General features: G+C 36.4%; 14 protein-coding genes and 1 other annotated feature. Of the genes, 13 read left to right on the top strand and 1 reads right to left on the bottom strand.

The window, feature by feature from the left end; translation table 11 throughout:
• The first annotated feature begins 170 nt into the window (after window positions 1-170).
• From rplA to tuf, 11 genes are all read left to right on the top strand, one after another.
• Window positions 171-866, top strand: a complete 696-nt coding sequence (gene rplA, locus C7J89_RS12975; protein WP_061855467.1) for a 50S ribosomal protein L1 — start codon at window positions 171-173, stop codon at window positions 864-866.
• Between the two features lie 86 nt (window positions 867-952).
• Window positions 953-1096, top strand: a sequence feature (ribosomal protein L10 leader region).
• A gap of 75 nt (window positions 1097-1171) precedes the next feature.
• Window positions 1172-1672 (top strand): 50S ribosomal protein L10, encoded by a 501-nt coding sequence (rplJ, locus tag C7J89_RS12965; RefSeq protein ID WP_103294578.1) that lies wholly within the window; start codon window positions 1172-1174, stop codon window positions 1670-1672.
• A gap of 37 nt (window positions 1673-1709) precedes the next feature.
• Window positions 1710-2078, top strand: a complete 369-nt coding sequence (gene rplL / locus C7J89_RS12960) for a 50S ribosomal protein L7/L12 (protein WP_048792362.1) — start codon at window positions 1710-1712, stop codon at window positions 2076-2078.
• A 219-nt stretch (window positions 2079-2297) separates the two neighbouring features.
• Window positions 2298-2918 carry a class I SAM-dependent methyltransferase gene (locus C7J89_RS12955; RefSeq protein ID WP_103294577.1) on the top strand — a complete coding sequence of 207 codons (621 nt, stop codon included), beginning with the start codon at window positions 2298-2300 and terminating at the stop codon, window positions 2916-2918.
• Window positions 2919-3110: 192 nt separating this feature from the next.
• The gene (gene rpoB, locus C7J89_RS12950; protein WP_103294576.1) at window positions 3111-6662 is read left to right on the top strand and encodes a DNA-directed RNA polymerase subunit beta; all 3552 of its coding nucleotides are present in this window, start codon (window positions 3111-3113) and stop codon (window positions 6660-6662) included.
• A gap of 198 nt (window positions 6663-6860) precedes the next feature.
• Entirely contained in the window at window positions 6861-10457 is a 3597-nt protein-coding gene (rpoC, locus tag C7J89_RS12945) for a DNA-directed RNA polymerase subunit beta' (protein ID WP_170066466.1), read from the top strand.
• Window positions 10458-10593: 136 nt separating this feature from the next.
• A complete protein-coding gene (locus C7J89_RS12940; RefSeq protein ID WP_061855462.1) occupies window positions 10594-10848 on the top strand; it encodes a ribosomal L7Ae/L30e/S12e/Gadd45 family protein in 255 nt (84 codons plus the stop codon).
• Window positions 10849-10942: 94 nt separating this feature from the next.
• On the top strand, window positions 10943-11356 hold the full coding sequence (rpsL, locus tag C7J89_RS12935) for a 30S ribosomal protein S12 (protein WP_048792367.1): 414 nt from the start codon (window positions 10943-10945) through the stop codon (window positions 11354-11356).
• A gap of 60 nt (window positions 11357-11416) precedes the next feature.
• On the top strand, window positions 11417-11887 hold the full coding sequence (rpsG, locus tag C7J89_RS12930; RefSeq protein WP_048792368.1) for a 30S ribosomal protein S7: 471 nt from the start codon (window positions 11417-11419) through the stop codon (window positions 11885-11887).
• Window positions 11888-12006: 119 nt separating this feature from the next.
• A complete protein-coding gene (gene fusA, locus C7J89_RS12925) occupies window positions 12007-14097 on the top strand; it encodes an elongation factor G (RefSeq protein WP_061855461.1) in 2091 nt (696 codons plus the stop codon).
• 213 nt (window positions 14098-14310) lie between these two features.
• Window positions 14311-15498: an elongation factor Tu gene (tuf, locus tag C7J89_RS12920; protein WP_061855460.1), complete on the top strand. Its 1188-nt coding sequence runs from the start codon at window positions 14311-14313 to the stop codon at window positions 15496-15498.
• Between the two features lie 160 nt (window positions 15499-15658).
• Here the strand turns inward: tuf and C7J89_RS12915 are convergent, their stop codons facing one another.
• Window positions 15659-16831, bottom strand: coding sequence for a M20 family metallopeptidase (locus tag C7J89_RS12915; protein WP_103294574.1), 1173 nt, complete (start codon window positions 16829-16831; stop codon window positions 15659-15661).
• A gap of 166 nt (window positions 16832-16997) precedes the next feature.
• On the opposite strand from C7J89_RS12915, the gene C7J89_RS12910 reads away from it, so the two are divergent.
• Window positions 16998-18185: a glycine C-acetyltransferase gene (locus C7J89_RS12910; protein WP_061855458.1), complete on the top strand. Its 1188-nt coding sequence runs from the start codon at window positions 16998-17000 to the stop codon at window positions 18183-18185.
• Between the two features lie 114 nt (window positions 18186-18299).
• Window positions 18300-18791, top strand: a complete 492-nt coding sequence (locus C7J89_RS12905; protein WP_103294573.1) for a kinase — start codon at window positions 18300-18302, stop codon at window positions 18789-18791.
• Window positions 18792-18806: the final 15 nt, after the last annotated feature.

The raw sequence follows: 18806 nt of genomic DNA, 5'->3' as shown, positions 1-18806 counted from the left end.
TGAAACGATAAATTATTATAGCAGATAACAGAGTTATATATTATTTATGGCTTGATGAATGAATAAGGCAGTGCCTTGTGATTCTCAGTAAATGTTGTCTGCTCTTAACTTGTGTAAACAAGTAAACGTGGGAGGAAATTCCGCTAAAACCACTAAAGGAGGAACTTAAAATGGCTAAGAAAAGTAAAAAGTATCAAGAAGTAGCTAGTAAAATCGACCGCCAAAAACACTATAGTGTTGAAGAAGCGGTTGCATTAGCTAAAGAAACAAGCATTGCTAACTTTGATGCTTCGGTTGAAGTAGCATTCCGTTTAGGCATTGATACACGTAAAAATGATCAACAAATCCGTGGAGCGGTAGTATTACCAAACGGTACAGGTAAATCACAACGTGTATTAGTATTTGCTAAAGGTGACAAAGCAACAGAAGCACAAGAAGCAGGAGCAGATTATGTAGGCGAAGGCGACTACGTAACTCAAATCCAACAAGGTTGGTTTGACTTCGATGTAGTTGTTGCTACACCAGACATGATGGGCGAAGTTGGTAAATTAGGTCGTGTATTAGGACCTAAAGGTTTAATGCCAAACCCTAAAACTGGAACTGTTACAATGGATGTGAAAAAAGCCGTTGAAGAGATTAAAGCTGGTAAAGTTGAATACCGTGCTGAAAAAGCTGGTATCGTCCACGCTTCAATTGGTAAAACTTCATTCGATACAGATAAATTAGTAGAAAACTTTAAAGCTTTACAAGATGTTTTAACAAAAGCTAAACCATCTTCAGCTAAAGGTACTTATTTCAAATCTGTTAACGTAACTACAACAATGGGCCCTGGTATCAAAGTTGATACTTCAAGCTTCAAATTGTAATTTCATACAAAGATAATCTTAGGCTGGAAGAATTTCTTTCAGCCTATAATTAAATATTGACTTATTAACGTAAACGAGTTATATTTGTTTATGTGATTATTTTACCTAAGACAGTAGGAGTTATTCGTAACTTAAAAATCATCCTACCGAGGCTAAAATTGACTTGAACGTGAAGATTAAACTTTCAAGCACTTTTTGCCGTGGGTAGAAAGTGCTTTTTTTATTGATTATTGGTTATTACATACGTTTGTGTTACCAATATCAAAATTAAAAGCACCAAAATTAAACTATATGGAGGTGTCTAAATGTCTGCTATCATTGAAGCAAAACAACAACATGTTGATGTTATAGCTGATCAACTTAAAAACTCAGTTTCAACTGTTATCGTTGACTATCGTGGTTTAAGCGTATCTGAAGTAACAGAATTACGTAACCAATTACGTGAAGCTGGTGTTGAGTACAAAGTATACAAAAATACTATGGTACGTCGTGCAGCTGAAAAAGCAGGTATTGAAGGTTTAGACGAATTTTTAGTTGGACCTACAGCTGTTGCTACTTCAACTGAAGATGTTGTTGCGCCAGCAAAAGTACTTGCAGGATTCGCAAAAGAACATGATGCGTTAGAAATTAAGACAGGCGTTATGGAAGGTAACTTAATCTCAGCTGAAGAAGTTAAAACAGTTGGTTCTTTACCAAACCACGACGGTCTTGTATCTATGCTTTTATCTGTATTACAAGCTCCAGTACGCAACTTCGCTTATGCGGTTAAAGCTGTTGGAGAACAACAAGAAGAAAGCGCTGAATAATCGCGCAAAAATATTAAATTAACGGAGGAATATTAAAATGGCTAATCAAGAACAAATCATTGAAGCAATTAAAGAAATGTCAGTATTAGAATTAAACGACTTAGTAAAAGCAATTGAAGAAGAATTTGGTGTAACTGCAGCGGCTCCAGTAGCAGCTGGCGGTGCTGCAGGTGGCGCTGACGCTGCTGCAGAACAAACTGAATTTAACGTTGAGTTAACTTCAGCTGGTTCATCTAAAATCAAAGTTGTTAAAGCTGTTAAAGAAGCAACTGGCTTAGGCTTAAAAGATGCTAAAGAATTAGTAGACGGAGCTCCAAGCGTAGTTAAAGAAGGTTTATCTAAAGAAGATGCTGAAGCACTTAAATCTCAATTAGAAGAAGTTGGCGCTTCAGTAGAATTAAAATAATTCTAGCCTTAATACTCAAAAATAATTTTATATTGCAGTAACAAGGATGTTTCACTATTTAAGTATACACCTTGCAGTCTAAGATTTTGAGAAGTGAAAACCCCGTTATACATATAACGGGGTTTTATCTTTTTTGTATAAATATAGTTATTTCTAAGAGTCGAGCGACGTAAGATATTATATAATTCATGTAACAATGAATAATTAAGAGGTGAAGTCATGAGTCATTATTATGATGAAAATCCTGAAATTGAAAGTGATGAAATAACATTTACATACTCCTATGATCAACATAACTTAAAATTAACGACCGATAGTGGCGTATTTTCAAAAGGGAAGATTGATTTTGGTTCAGATTTATTAATTAGAACTTTTTTAAAATCTAATCCTCCAGGTCCTAAAAAGAAAATCGTCGATGTAGGGTGTGGTTACGGCCCGATCGGTTTAATGATTGCTAAATGTGCACCACATCACGAAGTTACAATGGTAGATGTTAACGAACGTGCGCTAACTCTAGCTAAAAAGAATAAAAAAAGTAATCATATAGATAATGCAGAAATTTTTAAAAGTGATGGTTTAACGCAAACTATTAATAAAAATTATGATGCTATTGTTACTAATCCACCAATTAGAGCTGGAAAACAAGTAGTGCATCGCATATTAGAAGACGCTTATAGTAAATTGAAAACTAATGGTTCCTTGTATGTCGTAATACAAAAGAAACAAGGTATGCCATCTGCGAAGAAGAAAATGGAAGAAACTTTTAGTAACGTTGAAGTCATTGACAAAAGTAAAGGATATTACATTTTGAAAAGCGTGAAGGTTGATTTCGAAGTGTAATTCTGATATAGTTATAGAATGTAAAAATTTATGTTCAATAAGTGTGTACTTTTATCAATCATACAACAATGCAAATTGTAAATATAGTAAATCGAAAATGGTGTCATAAGGAGTGCTACCGTTTTCTTTTTGTCTTATTATATTGAGTTATTTGTTAAAAGTAAACACACAATTTTTGAGGGGTGAATCTGTTTGGCAGGTCAATTTGTCCAATATGGAAGACATCGTAAACGTAGAAACTACGCTAGAATTTCAGAGGTTTTAGAATTACCGAACTTAATCGAAATCCAAACGAAATCATACGAATGGTTTTTAGAAGAAGGATTACTAGAAATGTTCCGCGACATTTCACCAATTGAAGATTTCACTGGAAATCTTTCATTAGAGTTTGTTGATTATAGACTTGGTGAACCGAAATACGATTTAGAAGAATCAAAAAACCGCGATACAACTTATGCGGCACCACTACGCGTCAAAGTTCGTTTAATTATTAAAGAAACTGGCGAAGTGAAAGAACAAGAAGTATTCATGGGTGATTTCCCATTAATGACAGACACAGGCACATTCGTAATTAACGGTGCTGAACGTGTTATTGTATCTCAATTAGTTCGTTCACCATCCGTTTATTTCAATGAAAAGTTAGATAAAAATGGTCGTACAAATTATGATGCAACAATTATTCCTAACCGTGGTGCATGGTTAGAATATGAAACAGATGCAAAAGATGTTGTGTACGTACGTATTGATAGAACAAGAAAATTACCATTAACAGTTCTTTTAAGAGCTTTAGGTTTCTCAACAGATCAAGAAATCATTGAATTACTTGGTGACAATGAATACTTACGTAACACATTAGAAAAAGATGGTACAGAAAATACTGACCAAGCTTTATTAGAAATTTATGAACGTTTACGTCCTGGCGAGCCACCTACAGTAGAAAATGCGAAAAGCTTATTATACTCACGTTTCTTCGATCCGAAACGTTATGATTTAGCAAGTGTAGGTCGTTATAAAGCAAACAAAAAATTACATTTAAAACATCGTTTATTCAATCAGAAATTAGCTGAACCAATCGTTAATGCTGAAACTGGTGAAATAGTAGCTGAAGAAGGCACTGTTTTAGACCGTCGTAAAATTGATGAAATCATGGATGTTTTAGAATCTAATGCCAACAGCGAAGTTTATGAATTAGAAGGCACTGTAATTGATGAACCTGTAGAAATCCAATCTATTAAAGTTTATGTACCTAATGATGAAGAAGGTCGTAAAACAACAGTAATTGGTAATGCATTCCCTGATTCAGAGGTTAAATGTATAACTCCAGCAGATATCATTGCTTCAATGTCTTACTTCTTTAACTTATTAAGTGGCATTGGTTTCACTGATGATATTGACCATTTAGGTAATCGTCGTCTACGTTCAGTAGGTGAATTGTTACAAAACCAATTCCGTATTGGTTTATCAAGAATGGAACGTGTTGTAAGAGAAAGAATGTCTATTCAAGACACTGACTCAATTACACCACAACAATTAATCAATATTCGTCCGGTTATTGCTTCTATCAAAGAATTCTTTGGTAGCTCTCAATTATCACAATTCATGGACCAAGCTAACCCATTAGCTGAGTTAACGCATAAACGTCGTCTATCTGCGCTTGGACCTGGTGGTTTAACTCGTGAACGTGCTCAAATGGAAGTGCGTGACGTTCACTATTCTCACTATGGTCGTATGTGTCCAATCGAAACGCCAGAGGGTCCAAACATTGGACTTATCAACTCATTATCAAGTTATGCACGTGTTAATGAATTTGGCTTTATCGAAACACCATACCGTAAAGTTGATTTAGAAACTAATTCAATCACAGATCAAATTGACTATTTAACAGCTGATGAAGAAGATAGCTATGTGGTAGCGCAAGCTAACTCTAAATTAGATGAAAATGGTCGTTTCTTAGATGATGAAGTAGTTTGTCGTTTCCGTGGTAACAACACAGTTATGGCGAAAGAAAAAATGGACTACATGGACGTATCACCAAAACAAGTTGTTTCGGCTGCGACAGCATGTATTCCTTTCTTAGAAAACGATGACTCTAACCGTGCCTTAATGGGTGCGAACATGCAACGTCAAGCGGTACCATTGATGAACCCTGAATCACCATTTGTTGGTACAGGCATGGAACACGTTGCCGCTCGTGACTCAGGAGCTGCAGTTATTGCTAAGCATAAAGGTCGCGTTGAACACGTTGAATCTAATGAAATCTTAGTACGTCGTTTAATTGAAGAAGACGGCAAAGAATACGAAGGCGAATTAGATCGTTATCCATTATCTAAATTCAAACGTTCTAATACTGGTACTTGTTACAACCAAAGACCAATCGTTGCAGCAGGTAATGTTGTAACTAAAGGCGAAATCTTAGCAGATGGACCTTCTATGGAACTAGGCGAAATGGCATTAGGTCGTAACGTCGTTGTAGGTTTCATGACTTGGGACGGTTATAACTATGAAGATGCTGTAATTATGAGTGAACGCCTTGTTAAAGATGACGTATATACTTCAATTCATATTGAAGAATACGAATCAGAAGCGCGTGACACTAAATTAGGACCTGAAGAAATCACAAGAGATATTCCTAATGTTTCTGATAGTGCATTGAAAAACTTAGATGATCGAGGCATTGTTTACGTTGGTGCTGAAGTTAATGATGGTGACATCTTAGTAGGTAAAGTAACGCCTAAAGGTGTAACTGAATTAACTGCTGAAGAACGTCTATTACATGCAATCTTTGGTGAAAAAGCTAGAGAAGTTCGTGATACTTCACTACGTGTACCTCACGGTGCAGGCGGTATCGTACTTGATGTTAAAGTATTTAACCGTGAAGAAGGAGACGACACTTTATCTCCTGGTGTAAACCAATTAGTACGTGTATATATCGTTCAAAAACGTAAAATTCATGTTGGTGACAAAATGTGTGGTCGTCACGGTAACAAAGGTGTAATTTCTAAAATAGTTCCTGAAGAGGACATGCCTTATTTACCAGACGGTACGCCAATTGACATCATGTTAAACCCACTAGGTGTACCATCACGTATGAATATCGGACAAGTACTTGAATTACACTTAGGTATGGCTGCTAAAAATCTAGGCATTCACGTTGCATCTCCAGTATTTGATGGTGCAAATGATGACGACGTTTGGTCTACGATTGAAGAAGCAGGCATGGCTAGAGACGGTAAAACAGTACTTTATGATGGCCGTACTGGTGAACCATTCGATAATCGTATTTCAGTTGGTGTTATGTACATGCTTAAACTTGCTCACATGGTTGATGACAAGTTACATGCGCGTTCAACTGGACCATATTCACTTGTAACGCAACAACCACTTGGCGGTAAAGCTCAATTTGGTGGACAACGTTTCGGTGAAATGGAAGTATGGGCACTTGAAGCATATGGTGCTGCTTATACGTTACAAGAAATCTTAACTTATAAATCTGACGATACTGTAGGCCGTGTTAAAACTTACGAATCGATCGTTAAAGGTGAAAACATCACTAAACCAAGTGTTCCTGAATCATTCCGTGTATTGATGAAAGAATTACAAAGTTTAGGATTAGACGTTAAGATCATGGACGAACATGATAATGAAATTGACATGCATGATAACGAAGATGAAGATGCTACAGAGCGCAAAGTTGATTTACAACAAAAAGATGCGCCAGAATCTCAAAAAGAAATCACTGACTAATTGCATTTAAGTTTTAATAGTTATGCAATTGAGCAATGAGGCAATTCATTAATAGTACTTATCTTAAATAACGCTATTGGATGATTGCCTTTATCTCACTTGCACACTATTGATCGATATAAGCTAATCAATCAATTTGCACAGTAATCTAAATTGAAGGAGGTAGGCTCCTTGATTGATGTAAATAATTTCCATTATATGAAAATAGGACTTGCTTCACCTGAAAAAATCCGTTCATGGTCATTTGGGGAAGTTAAAAAGCCAGAAACAATTAACTATCGTACGTTAAAACCAGAAAAAGATGGTCTATTCTGTGAAAGAATATTCGGACCTACTAAAGACTGGGAATGTAGTTGTGGTAAATACAAACGTGTTCGTTATAAAGGCATGGTTTGTGACAGATGTGGTGTTGAAGTAACTAAATCTAAAGTACGTCGTGAAAGAATGGGTCATATCGAACTAGCTGCACCTGTTTCTCACATTTGGTACTTCAAAGGTATTCCAAGTCGTATGGGACTATTACTAGATATGTCTCCTAGAGCTTTAGAAGAAGTAATTTACTTCGCATCTTACGTACTTGTTGATCCAGGTCCAACTGGATTAGAGAAGAAAACTTTATTATCTGAAGCTGAATTCAGAGAATACTATGATAAATTCCCTGGGCAATTTAATGCCAAAATGGGTGCTGAAGGTATTAAAGAATTATTAGAAGAAATCGACTTAGACGAAGAACTTAAACAATTGCGTGATGAATTAGAATCAGCAACTGGTCAAAGACTGACTCGTGCAATTAAACGATTAGAAGTAGTTGAGTCATTCAGACATTCTGGTAACAATCCAGCTTGGATGATTTTAGATGTACTTCCAATTATCCCACCTGAAATCAGACCAATGGTTCAATTAGATGGTGGACGTTTTGCTACAAGTGATTTAAACGATTTATACCGTCGTGTTATTAACCGTAATAATCGTTTGAAACGTTTATTAGATTTAGGTGCACCTGGCATCATCGTTCAAAACGAAAAACGTATGTTGCAAGAAGCTGTAGACGCATTAATCGACAATGGTCGTCGTGGCCGTCCAGTAACTGGTCCAGGTAACCGTCCATTAAAATCACTTTCTCATATGTTAAAAGGTAAACAAGGTCGTTTCCGTCAAAACTTACTTGGTAAACGTGTTGACTATTCAGGTCGTTCGGTTATTGCAGTAGGACCAAGCTTGAAAATGTACCAATGTGGTTTACCAAAAGAAATGGCTTTAGAATTATTCAAACCATTTATCATGAAAGAACTTGTACAACGTGAGATTGCTACTAACATTAAAAATGCGAAAAGCAAAATCGAACGTATGGACGATGAAGTATGGGATGTATTAGAAGACGTTATCGTTGAACATCCAGTATTACTTAACCGTGCGCCAACGCTTCACAGACTAGGTATTCAAGCATTTGAACCTACACTAGTTGAAGGTCGTGCAATCCGTTTACACCCACTTGTTACTACAGCATATAACGCTGACTTTGACGGTGACCAAATGGCTGTTCACGTACCTTTATCAAAAGAAGCACAAGCTGAAGCACGTATGTTAATGTTAGCAGCTCAAAATATCTTAAACCCTAAAGATGGTAAACCAGTTGTTACACCATCACAGGATATGGTATTAGGTAACTACTACTTAACATTAGAACGTAAAGATGCTGTAAATACAGGTACTATCTACAATGATACAAACGAAGTATTAAAAGCATACGCAAATGGTTATGTTCACTTACACACTCGTATTGGTGTACATGCACGTTCATTTAACAACCCAACATTTACAGAAGAACAAAATAACAAAATTTTAACTACTTCTGTTGGTAAAGTAATATTCAATGAAATCATTCCTGATTCATTTGCATATATTAACGAACCTACTCAAGCAAACTTAGAAGATAAAACACCTGATAAATATTTCGTATCTGCAACTGAACTTGGTGAAGGCGGATTAGCGGAATACTTTGAAGATAAAGAACTTATCGAACCATTTAACAAAAAATTCTTAGGTAATGTCATTGCAGAAGTGTTCAATCGCTTCAGTATCACTGACACATCTATGATGCTTGATAGAATGAAAGATTTAGGTTTCAAATTCTCTTCTAAAGCTGGTATCACTGTTGGTGTATCTGACATCGTTGTATTACCAGACAAAAAAGATATCTTAGATGAACACGATGAATTAGTTGAAAAAGTAACTAAACAATTTAACCGTGGTTTAATCACTGAAGATGAACGTTATAACAGAGTCGTTGAAATTTGGACTGACGCAAAAGACCAAATTCAAGGCGAGTTAATGCAATCATTAGAAAAAACTAACCCAATCTTCATGATGAGTGACTCTGGTGCCCGTGGTAACGCATCTAACTTTACACAGTTAGCTGGTATGCGTGGACTTATGGCTGCGCCTTCTGGTAAGATCATTGAATTACCAATCACATCATCATTCCGTGAAGGTTTAACAGTATTAGAGTACTTCATCTCTACTCACGGTGCGCGTAAAGGTCTTGCCGATACAGCACTGAAAACTGCCGATTCAGGTTATCTTACTCGTCGTCTTGTTGATGTTGCACAAGATGTTATCGTACGTGAAGAAGATTGCGGAACGGACCGTGGTTTACTTGTTTCAGATATCCGAGAAGGTACTGAAATGATCGAACCGTTTATCGAACGTATTGAAGGTCGTTATTCTAAAGAAACAATTCGTCATCCAGAAACAGACGAAATTATTATTCGTCCAGATGAATTAATCACACCAGACATTGCTAAAAAAATTACTGATGTTGGTATCGAACAAATGTATATCCGTTCAGCATTTACATGTAATACTAGACATGGTGTATGTGAAAAATGTTACGGTAAAAACCTTGCTACAGGTGAAAAAGTTGAAGTTGGTGAAGCAGTTGGTACAATTGCTGCCCAATCAATCGGTGAACCTGGTACGCAGCTTACAATGCGTACATTCCATACTGGTGGTGTAGCAGGAAGCGATATCACGCAAGGTCTTCCTCGTATCCAAGAGATTTTTGAAGCGCGTAATCCTAAAGGGCAAGCGGTTATTACAGAAATCGAAGGTGTTGTAGAAGATATTAAATTAGCTAAAGATCGTCAACAAGAAATTGTGATTAAAGGTAGTAACGAAGTTAGATCATATCTTGCTTCAGGTACTTCAAGACTTAAAGTAGAAATTGGCCAAAGCGTTGAACGTGGTGAAGTATTAACTGAAGGTTCAATTGAACCTAAGAACTACTTATCAGTTGCTGGCTTAAATGCTACTGAAAGTTACCTATTAAAAGAAGTACAAAAAGTTTACCGTATGCAAGGTGTTGAAATCGATGATAAACACGTTGAAGTTATGGTAAGACAAATGTTACGTAAAGTACGTATCATTGAAGCAGGTGACACTAAACTATTACCTGGTTCATTAGTAGATATTCACAACTTTACTGATGCTAACCGTGAAGCGTTTAAAGATCGTAAACGTCCAGCGACAGCTAAACCAGTATTATTAGGTATTACGAAAGCTTCTCTTGAAACTGAAAGCTTCTTATCAGCTGCTTCATTCCAAGAAACAACTCGTGTACTTACTGATGCTGCAATTAAAGGTAAACGTGATAACTTACTAGGCCTTAAAGAAAATGTAATCATCGGTAAACTTATCCCAGCTGGTACAGGTATGAGACGTTATAGAGACGTTGAATACGATAAAGCTGCACCAGAACAAGAGGTAGAAGAATCGATAGAATTTACTGAATCATAAGGTTAAATCAACAGTGGCCGAAAGCTATTTCGGTCACTTGTTTTTTGATTTTATAGTTTAATTTAAAGTTGACTATGTGTAATATCGATGTTATTATTATTAAGGTTGATGCAAGCAGAACTTTGGAGGATATTTAATGTCTAATGAAAAAGTTGCACGCTTTAACAAACAACACTATGTTATTGGTCTTAAACAGACGCTTAAAGCGCTAAGTAAAGATCAAGTGACATCATTGATTATTGCTCAAGACGTAGAAGTTTATTTACTTACTCGCGTGTTAAGCCAAATCAATCTACAAGCAATGCCTATTACTTTTTTCAGTAGCAAAAAAGCACTTGGAGAGTATGTAGGTATTAATGTTAATGCTGCTATCGTGGCATTATTGAAATGAGATTAGTAAGAATTTTTCTTACTAAATTTTATTTACTCTGAAAATGAACCACCTGGATGTGTGGGATTAAAATTCAAGAGAGGAGGACATTCACATGCCAACTATTAACCAATTGGTACGTAAGCCAAGACAAAGTAAAAGCAAACAATCAGATTCACCAGCTTTAAATAGAGGTTTCAACAGTAAAAAGAAAAAATTTACTGATTTAAACTCTCCACAAAAACGTGGTGTTTGTACTCGTGTCGGCACAATGACACCTAAAAAACCTAACTCAGCTTTACGTAAATATGCTCGTGTTCGTTTATCAAACAACATCGAAATTAACGCGTATATCCCTGGTATAGGTCATAACTTACAAGAACACAGTGTTGTACTTGTACGTGGTGGTCGTGTAAAAGACTTACCTGGTGTGCGTTATCACATCGTACGTGGTGCGCTTGATACTTCAGGTGTTGATGGACGTAGACAAGGTCGTTCATTATACGGTACTAAAAAACCTAAAAACTAATTTTTAAATTAACTTTTAGCTTTATAAATATCATTATTATAGGAAGGGAGGACTTACATTATGCCTCGTAAAGGATCAGTCCCAAAAAGAGACGTATTACCAGATCCAATTCATAACTCAAAATTAGTTACGAAATTGATTAACAAAATCATGTTAGATGGTAAACGTGGAACAGCTCAAGGAATTCTTTATTCTGCATTTGAACTAGTACAAGAACGTAGTGGTAGAGATGCATTAGAAGTATTCGAAGAAGCTATCGAAAATATTATGCCAGTTTTAGAAGTTAAAGCTCGTCGTGTTGGTGGTTCAAACTATCAAGTACCTGTAGAAGTACGTCCAGAACGTCGTACTACTCTAGGTTTACGTTGGTTAGTTAACTATGCTCGTCTTCGTGGTGAAAAAACTATGGAAGAGCGTTTAGCTAACGAAATCTTAGATGCAGCTAACAATTCAGGTGGCGCAGTTAAGAAACGTGAAGACACTCACAAAATGGCTGAAGCAAACAAAGCATTTGCTCACTATCGTTGGTAAGATGGTAGTTTTTACCCTGAGTACTTTTCGATGTGATAGTTTACTATCTAAGGTTCGTACTTAGGGCATTGCCGTATTTATAGTATTTATTCACAGTAATACTGGAAGGAGAAAAATACATGGCTAGAGATTTTACTTTAGAAAAAACTCGTAATATCGGTATCATGGCTCATATCGACGCTGGTAAGACAACTACGACTGAACGTATTCTTTACTATACTGGCCGTATCCACAAAATTGGTGAAACTCACGAAGGTGCTTCACAAATGGACTGGATGGAGCAAGAGCAAGACCGTGGTATCACAATTACATCAGCAGCAACAACTGCACAATGGAACGACCACCGTGTAAACATTATCGACACTCCTGGACACGTAGACTTCACTGTTGAAGTTGAACGTTCATTACGTGTACTTGACGGTGCTGTAACAGTACTTGACGCTCAATCAGGTGTTGAACCTCAAACTGAAACAGTTTGGCGTCAGGCAACAACATACGGTGTACCTCGTATTGTATTTGTTAACAAAATGGATAAATTAGGTGCTAACTTTGATTATTCAGTAAGCACTATTCACGATCGTTTACAAGCTAATGCTCAACCAATCCAATTACCAATTGGTGCGGAAGATGAGTTCGAAGCTATCATCGATCTTGTTGAAATGAAATGTTTCAAATATAACAACGACTTAGGAACTGAAATTGAAGAAATCGAAATTCCTGCAGACCATCAAGACAGAGCTGAAGAAGCACGTGCTAACTTAATTGAAGCAGTTGCTGAAACAAACGATGAATTGATGGAAAAATATCTTGGAGACGAAGAAATCTCTATAGATGAATTGAAAGCTGCTATCCGTCAAGCAACAACTGACGTAGAATTCTACCCAGTACTTGTTGGTACAGCATTCAAAAACAAAGGTGTTCAATTAATGCTTAACGCTGTAATTGACTACCTACCATCACCTTTAGACGTTAAACCAATTGTTGGTCACCGTGCTGAAAACCCAGATGAAGAAGTTATTGCAAAACCAGATGACAGTGCAGAATTCGCTGCATTAGCATTCAAGGTTATGACTGACCCTTATGTTGGTAAATTAACTTTCTTCCGTGTTTACTCAGGTACTTTAACATCTGGTTCATACGTTAAAAACTCTACTAAAAACAAACGTGAACGTGTAGGTCGTTTATTACAAATGCACGCTAACTCACGTCAAGAGTTAAACACTGTATACTCAGGAGATATCGCTGCTGCGGTAGGTCTTAAAGATACAGGAACTGGTGATACTTTATGTGGTGAGAAAAATGACATCATCTTGGAATCAATGGTATTCCCAGAGCCTGTTATCCACTTATCAGTTGAACCAAAATCTAAAGCTGACCAAGATAAAATGACTACAGCTTTAGTTAAATTGCAAGAAGAAGACCCAACATTCCATGCACATACAGATGAAGAAACTGGACAAGTTATCATCGGTGGTATGGGTGAGCTTCACTTAGACATCTTAGTTGACCGTATGAAAAAAGAATTTAACGTTGAATGTAACGTAGGTGCGCCAATGGTTTCTTACCGTGAAACATTTAAGCAATCTGCACAAGTTCAAGGTAAATTCGCGCGTCAATCAGGTGGTCGTGGACAATACGGTGACGTTCAAATCGAATTCACTCCAAACGAAACTGGTGGCGGATTTGAATTTGAAAATGCTATCGTTGGTGGTGTAGTTCCTCGTGAATACATTCCATCAGTTGAAGCTGGTCTTAAAGACGCAATGGAAAACGGTGTATTAGCTGGTTATCCATTAATTGATGTTAAAGCTAAATTATTTGATGGTTCATACCATGATGTCGATTCATCTGAAATGGCCTTCAAAATTGCTGCATCATTAGCACTTAAAGAAGCTGCTAAAAAATGTGATCCAGTTATCTTAGAACCAATTACAAAAGTTACAATCGAAATGCCTGAAGAATACATGGGCGATATCATGGGTGACGTAACAGCTCGTCGTGGACGTGTTGATGGTATGGAACCTCGTGGTAATGCACAAGTTGTTAACGCTTATGTACCACTTTCAGAAATGTTCGGTTATGCAACTTCATTACGTTCTAACACTCAAGGTCGCGGTACTTACACTATGTACTTTGACCACTATGCAGAAGTTCCTAAATCAATTTCTGATGAAATCATCAAGAAAAACAGTGGTAACAAAGCTGACTAATTAAACTTGTATTGATTGGCTAAAGCCGATAAAATACACTAAGAGTTTATTTTAACTTAGCAATTGTTATAATTGATTTTTTGGACTAAATGCATTATAAAGGAACTATGTTCCTTTATGTACAATGTAAACCATCTTCTCATGATGGTGAGAAACTGTCATGAGAGATAAATAATTAAATTAATTTTTTAAGAGAATAGGAGAGATTTTATAATGGCTAAAGAAAAATTCGATCGCTCAAAAGAACATGCCAATATTGGTACTATCGGTCACGTTGACCATGGTAAAACTACTTTAACAGCTGCTATCGCAACTGTATTAGCAAAAAATGGTGACACTGTTGCACAATCATACGACATGATTGACAACGCTCCAGAAGAAAAAGAACGTGGTATTACAATCAATACTGCTCACATTGAATATCAAACTGACAAACGTCACTATGCTCACGTTGACTGCCCAGGACACGCTGACTATGTTAAAAACATGATCACTGGTGCTGCTCAAATGGACGGCGGTATCTTAGTAGTATCTGCTGCTGACGGTCCAATGCCACAAACTCGTGAACACATCTTATTATCACGTAACGTTGGTGTTCCAGCATTAGTTGTATTCTTAAACAAAGTTGACATGGTTGACGACGAAGAATTATTAGAATTAGTTGAAATGGAAGTTCGTGACTTATTAAGCGAATACGACTTCCCTGGCGACGACATTCCTGTAATCGCTGGTTCTGCATTAAAAGCGCTTGAAGGCGACGCAGAATACGAACAAAAAATCTTAGACTTAATGCAAGCAGTTGATGACTTCATCCCAACTCCAGAACGTGACTCTGATAAACCATTCATGATGCCAGTTGAGGACGTATTCTCAATCACTGGTCGTGGTACTGTTGCTACAGGCCGTGTTGAACGTGGTCAAATCAAAGTCGGTGAAGAAGTTGAAATCATCGGTATGCAAGATGAATCAAGCAAAACAACAGTTACTGGTGTAGAAATGTTCCGTAAATTATTAGATTACGCTGAAGCTGGTGACAACATTGGTGCTTTATTACGTGGTGTTGCACGTGAAGACATCCAACGTGGTCAAGTTTTAGCTGCTCCTGGTTCAATTACACCACACACTAAATTCAAAGCAGAAGTTTATGTATTATCAAAAGACGAAGGTGGACGTCATACTCCATTCTTCAGTAACTACCGCCCACAATTCTATTTCCGTACTACTGACGTAACAGGTGTTGTTACTTTACCAGAAGGTACTGAAATGGTTATGCCTGGTGACAACGTTGAAATGGACGTTGAATTAATTTCACCAATCGCTATCGAAGACGGTACTCGTTTCTCAATTCGTGAAGGTGGCCGTACTGTAGGATCAGGCGTTGTTACTCAAATCGAAAAATAATAAACTGTAGTTTCTAAAACTATGTTTAAAGCCTCCTTATGGAGGCTTTTTTTATTACATAATTATTAACTTATTACTTATTAAAAATGGTTTTCTTAATAAAAAGACGCTCTCTATTTTCATGTAATAGAGAGCGCCTTTTTTACGTAACTGTGAATTATTATTTTTTGAAGACTTGTTCTAATTCTAAGATTTTAAGGAATGTACTTGCTGCATATTTTAATGATGATTCATCTATATCGAAGTAAGGACTATGATGTGAGGCAGTAATGTTTTTTTGCGGATTACCACAACCTGTTAAGAAGAATGCCCCAGGACGTACTTTTAAATAGTGTGAAAAATCTTCACCAATCATCATTAGTTCAGAATCATTAAATCGAAAGTTTAAGTCATTTGCAGCGGTTTTAATTGTATTATATGACTTAGGGTTATTATGCAACGGTAAATAACCGCGTACATAATCTAAAGAATATGTTATATCATTTGCTACAGCTAAACCTGCTAGTAATTTTTCCATTTTGTCGATGACATGTTGTTGTACTGCAGTATCAAACGTACGCACAGTTCCTTTACAATATGCCGCATCTGGAATGACATTATCTATACTACCGGCTTGAATCATACCGAAACTAACGACAGCTTGTTTTACTGGATCTATCGTACGTGAAACAATTTTTTGTGCGCTCAGAATAAACTCTGCTAACACAACGACGGGATCAATCGTTTCGTGTGGTTTTGCACCGTGACCGCCTTGGCCTTGTATTTTTATGCTAAATTCATCTGGTGATGCCATCATAGCACCTTCTCTTGAGTAGATTGTACCTGTCGGATAACCACTCCATAAATGATTACCGTATACTCTATCTACACCTTTAAGGCAACCATCATCAATCATTTCTTGGGAACCTCCAGGCATCATTTCTTCACCATATTGGAAAATGAGTACCACGTTACCGTTTAGATGTTCAAGATTGTCATTTATTATTTCGGCGACTGCTAACAATATGGCCGTATGTCCATCATGACCACAAGCATGCATCACACCATCAATTTTTGATTTAAAATCATGTGTCGTAAGTTCTTCAACAGGAAGTGCATCAAAATCTGCACGCAATGCGATGGTGGGACCGTCGCCAGTGCCATTAAAAGTCGCTACTATGCCGTTGCGACCAACAGGCTCAGTAATATCACATGACCATTGTTTTAATTGATTTACGATAAAATCATGTGTGTGTGTTTCTTCAAAAGATAATTCAGGATATTGATGTAAATATCGTCGAATTTGAATCATTTTATCTTCTTTTTTATTCGCAAGTTGATACCAATCAAACAACTTAAGCCCTTCTTCCTAGTGCAATTTAAATACATTATAACATGATATGTAGTAGGCGGTATATGTTCGTTAATTAACTTTAAGACAAACGTGTTAGTGCTTTTATATTAAGTGAAAATAAGGTATTATTGTCATAGTAGATAGATAACTCAAAGGGGGATTTAAAGTGGTACAATCACTTACTGACTTTTTATCAGAAAATATTAACTATTTGAAAGATAATGGACTTTATAATGAAATAGATACAATTGAAGGTGCAAATGGACCTGAAATTAAAATTAACGGCAAAAATTATATCAACTTATCTTCAAATAACTATTTAGGACTAGCAACAGACGAAGATTTAAAAGAAGCAGCTAAAAGCGCAATAGATACACATGGTGTAGGTGCAGGTGCTGTACGTTCAATTAACGGTACATTAGACTTACATGATGAATTAGAAGAAACATTAGCTAAATTTAAAGGCACAGAAGCAGCAATCGCTTATCAATCAGGATTTAATTGTAATATGGCGGCTATTTCTGCTGTAATGAATAAAAATGATGCGATTTTATCAGATGAATTAAACCACGCATCTATTATTGATGGTTGTCGTTTATCACGTGCCAAAATTATTCGTGTAAATCACTCAGATATGGAAGACTTACGTGCGAAAGCTAAAGAAGCTGTAGAATCAGGCCAATATAACAAAGTAATGTATATTACTGACGGCGTATTTAGTATGGATGGAGACGTTGCAAAGTTACCTGAAATTGTAGAAATTGCTGAAGAATTTGGTCTATTAACATACGTAGATGATGCACATGGTTCAGGCGTTATGGGTAACGGTGCAGGCACTGTTAAACACTTTGGTTTACAAGATAAAATTGATTTCCAAATCGGTACATTATCTAAAGCTATCGGTGTTGTCGGTGGCTACGTGGCTGGTACACAATCATTAATTGATTGGTTAAAAGTACAATCAAGACCATTCTTATTTTCAACTTCATTAGCACCTGGAGACACTAAAGCAATCACCGAAGCTGTGAAAAAATTAATGTCTTCTACAGAATTACATGATAAATTATGGGAAAATGGCAATTATTTAAAAGAAAACTTACAAAAACTTGGTTTTGACATCGGTCAATCAGAATCACCAATTACACCCGTTATTATTGGTGATGAGAAAAAGACACAAGAATTTAGTAACCGTCTAAAAGAAGAAGGCGTATATGTTAAATCAATCGTCTTTCCAACAGTTCCAAGAGGTACTGGTAGAGTAAGAAATATGCCTACTGCAGCACATACAAAAGAAATGTTAGACGATGCAATTGCAGCATTTGAAAAAGTTGGTAAAGAATTAGATATTATTTAATTATTCATAGTTAAAATATTTAGTCGAGATATAAGTAACAGCAAGAAACTTAGCATAGGTTTCAAAACGCTACTTCATATCTCGACTATTTTTTATATATTGTGAGGTGTTGAAATGGACTTGATTATAATAAGAGGTAACTCTGGTAGCGGTAAAACTACAATAGCAAAGGCATTACATAATGAACTTGGTGAAGATGCATTATTACTGTCACAAGATGTTGTAAGACGAGAAATGTTACAAGTACATGATCGACCAGGTAATTTAGCGATATCACTTATCGAGCAAATTGCACGATATGGTATGGAACATTGTCAGTATGTTATTCTAGAAGGCATATTAAACAAAGAGAAATATAATCATATGCTACAATCATTAATTGATTTGCCTGAAGTAACTGCTCATATTTACTACTTTGATTTACCTTTTGAAGAAACTGTACGTCGTCATAATACTAAAAAAAATACTGATTTTGGAGAAGAAAAGATGGCCTCATGGTTTGTGGAGCCTGATTATTTAGGCAATGATCAAGAACAAATATTAACCCAATATATGAATAAGGAAGAGATTTTAACAAAGATAATCGGAGAAATAAAAAAAGCTTAAGCTGTAATGATAATA

Source organism: Staphylococcus kloosii (assembly GCF_003019255.1).
Classification (GTDB): domain Bacteria; phylum Bacillota; class Bacilli; order Staphylococcales; family Staphylococcaceae; genus Staphylococcus; species Staphylococcus kloosii.
This window is presented reverse-complemented; position numbering and strand designations above follow the sequence as displayed.